The sequence below is a fragment of the Cellulomonas algicola genome, assembly GCF_003851725.1.
In the GTDB taxonomy this organism is placed as follows: Bacteria; Actinomycetota; Actinomycetes; order Actinomycetales; family Cellulomonadaceae; genus Cellulomonas; species Cellulomonas algicola.
On the sequence record NZ_BHYL01000469.1, the window covers coordinates 1 to 2,590 of the forward strand.

Sequence of the window (2,590 nt, forward strand, 5' to 3'; positions counted from 1 at the left end):
GCGCACGACGGCGGCCCGCGCCCGGCTCACGACGCAGGCCGCGCAGGCCCGGGCGGCGGTGCGTGAGGGCGTCGCGGCGGACGTCGCGGCGGTCCGGCAGGCGACCGCGGGGTCGGTCGCGGAGGCCCGTCAGGGGTTCACGACGCGGCGCACGGCGCTGACGCAGGCGGTCGAGGCGGAGGTGGCGCGCGCGCAGGCGGCGGTCGACGCCGAGGCGGCCCGCGGCGTCGCGGCCATGGAGTCGGCGGCGGTCGACTGCGAGCAGGCGGGCGAGCGCGAGGCGTCCCGGTACCGGGATCCGGACGACCCCGGTCCCGAGCAGCGCGAGGCCGCCCGCCGGGTCGGCCGGGAGAGCGCCGCCGACATCCGGGCGAAGAAGGCGGGGCTGCGCCCCGAGCTCGCGTCCAAGGCCGCCGAGCACGTCGAGCGCGTCCGGACGTACGTCGCGACGGTCACCGGACAGCTGAGCGAGGCCGAGACGTCGCTCGTCACGGAGCTCGAGCGCAGCGGGCGTGAGGCGGAGGAGCGCGCGCAGGAGGGGCTCACGGGCGGCCTCGCGGCGGTCGACCGGCGCCTGGAGGCGGACGTGGCGGCGGTGACCGCGGCCGGTGACGCGACCCGGCGCGAGCTCACGGGTGTCGGCGCCAGGCTGACCAGGACGCTCGACGCGGACGCCGCGGCGGCCGACGACGAGCTCGCCGCGTCGGGCCGTGCGCTCGACCAGGAGATCGACCACGGCGCGACGGAGACGACGACGGTCCTGGCGCAGCAGGCGGCGCCGTTCCTGCCCGGCGTACGGGAGCAGGTCGCGGCGGCCACGACGCAGGGCGACGCGGTCGAGACCGCAGGGCGTTCAGGCATGGCGGCCGCGGCCGGGTCCGCGGGCGGGCGGTTCGACGCGACCGTGCAGGCGTTCGCGGCGGCTGCGGGCGCGGCCGCGCAGGCGGTCGACGCACGGTTCGCGCAGGTCGCCGACGGGTTCACGGCGGCGACCGACGCGACGCTCGCGGCCCGGCAGGAGGAGTCGGCGCGGTCGCTCGAGGAGCTGCGCGGCCGGCAGCGGCGCCTGGTCGACGGGCTGCTCGCGGAGGCCGACCGGACGTGCGCCGACGCGCGCGCCGAGCTCACGCGCATGGGTGGCGAGAACCAGCGGGCGACCCGCGAGGCGACGGACCGCGCGGTCGAGGAAGCCGTGAAGCCCAAGACGGACGACGTCAACACCCGGGCGCACGAGGCGGCCGAGCAGGTCGACGAGGGGTTCTGGGCGGGCCTGGGACGCGCCGTCTGGAAGCTCGCGGTCGGCCTCGTCGTGCTCGTCGTGGTCGCGCTCGTCGTCGCCGCGATCGCCGCCGCGTTCGGCGTGATCCTCACCGCGTGGACCGCCGTCATGATCGCGGGCGCGCTGCTGCTCACGGCGTCGCTCGTGCTCGCGCTCGTGCACCGGCTGGGCCAGCGCGAGCTGCAGGGGCGGCCCGTCACCGCGGTCCTCGTCGCGCTCGCCGACACCGTGGGCGTCACGGGCATCTACGAGGGCATCGGCGGGCACGACATCGTCACGGGCGCCGAGATCAACGTGGCCGACCGCACCGAGCGCGGGATCCTCGGCGCCGTCACGCTCGTCGGCCTGATCTTCGGGGCGCGCTCGGCGATCAAGGGCCCGCCCGGCGGCACCTTCACGCAGCCCGTCGGCTCGGTGCCCGGCTTCGGCGCGATGGGTGCCGGTGCGCGGGCCGTCGCGGGTGCGCGGTCGGTCGCGGGCGAGCTCGCCGGGCTGGTCGGACGCGGCGCGAAGGCCGTCAAGGAGTGGTGGAACCGTCCCCGCACGCCCGAGCCCGAGCCCGTGCCCCCGACGCAGCCGGCGGAGCCCGTCCGGTTCGGCCGGACCGAGGACGGGTACCACGCCGACCGCATCTTCATGGACTGGCTCAGCCACGAGATCCCGCCCGAGGGCTGGAAGCTGCACGTGAGCGCGACCCCCGAGTCCGCGGCCGCGACCGCGGAGGCCGTCCTGCCCGTCCTGCGCCGCATGGGCGTCAACCACAAGGTGGTCGGGTCGCCCGAGCAGCTGGCCTCGATGGGCGGTGGCCAGCAGGGTAAGTTCATCACGATCTACCCGGACACCCCCGCGCAGGCCCGCGCGATCGTGTCCACGCTCGACAGCGTCCTCGCAGGTCGCGGTTCGGGTCCCGCGGTCGCCGGTGAGGCGCCCGTCGGCGGCTCGGGGGTCGTCTACAGCCGGTACGGCGGCTTCACCAAGGGCACCGTGACCGACCCGGCGACGGGCCTCGAGGTGGCGGACCAGCGCGGCCAGATCTGCCCGCCGTGGATCGAGAACATCTGGGCCACCCCGGCGCGGTCCGTGCCGGTGCCGGTCCGACCGGTCCCGGCCGAGGACAGGGACGAGGAGCGGTGACGACGACGACCCCCGCGTTCCCGCCCGTGCCTCCCGCGGTCCTCGACCGGACGGCGCGCGAGGCGGACGCCGCGGCGTGGCTCGCCGACGTCGACGCGTGGCGCGACCGTGCGCGGGCCTGGGTGCGCGACGACGCGGCCGCGGCCGGGGTCTCCGCGCCGCTGCGCGGCGTCCTCG

Annotated in this window: 2 protein-coding genes; both read left to right on the forward strand. The window is 77.5% G+C overall.

The window, feature by feature from the left end:
* Positions 1–2,413 (forward strand): class III lanthionine synthetase LanKC N-terminal domain-containing protein (locus CTKZ_RS21855; protein WP_200829867.1); only part of this gene is annotated, 2,413 nt, incomplete at its 5' end.
* A partial coding sequence (locus CTKZ_RS20900; RefSeq protein WP_200829868.1) for a hypothetical protein occupies positions 2,410–2,590 on the forward strand: 181 nt, incomplete at its 3' end. The genes CTKZ_RS21855 and CTKZ_RS20900, both read left to right, overlap by 4 nt.